Annotated in this window: 1 protein-coding gene; it reads right to left on the bottom strand. The window is 47.2% G+C overall.

Going from position 1 to position 513, the window contains the following annotated elements; all coding sequences use genetic code 11:
* Nucleotides 1–46 precede the first annotated feature (46 nt).
* Nucleotides 47–513 (bottom strand): conjugal transfer protein TraF (gene traF / locus R7Z49_RS27700; protein ID WP_318112858.1); only part of this gene is annotated, 467 nt, incomplete at its 5' end.

Raw genomic sequence — 513 nt, 5'->3', positions numbered from 1 at the left:
CGCCAACCGAAGCTAATCTGGTTGGCGTAACTATTCAGGTGGTGAATCAGAAAGTGAAGGCTAAGTTCGCCGCTGCTCCGAATTGATTATCGCCTGCGTAAGAACCTGCTAGGTCAAGGCTAACAACATCAAATGGGCTGATCCCAATACCACCAGTGACGGAGTTATCTAGGTTATTCTCCAGATCTATTTCATAGCCTGCGCGAAGTTGTGCCCATCCCCACGCGTCGCCTTCGATACCGATGCGCACAAATTGAGTGTCATCATCAAGTTCTTTAAAGCGCTTTTGCGTGGTTAGATCGGCGTCTAAGCTCAGTGCTACGTAGTTACTCACGTAGCCAATCCCAACGGTTGCTTGAGGAGTGAGTTCGTAGGTATAACTACCGAGTTTGGTTTTAATGTCTTGCTTGAAGACATCCTTAACGGACAAACCTGCATGACAGGCTTCGTGATACCAAGCGATGCCAACATCCATATTGAAGGCGTTTTTTGAGACTTCGCTTTTGTCGTAAT

The sequence above is a fragment of the Vibrio sp. 1562 genome (genome assembly GCF_033340155.1).
Taxonomy (GTDB): Bacteria; Pseudomonadota; Gammaproteobacteria; order Enterobacterales; family Vibrionaceae; genus Vibrio; species Vibrio alginolyticus.
Note: the sequence above shows the minus strand (reverse complement) of the source record. Positions and strands in the feature narration are given on the sequence as shown.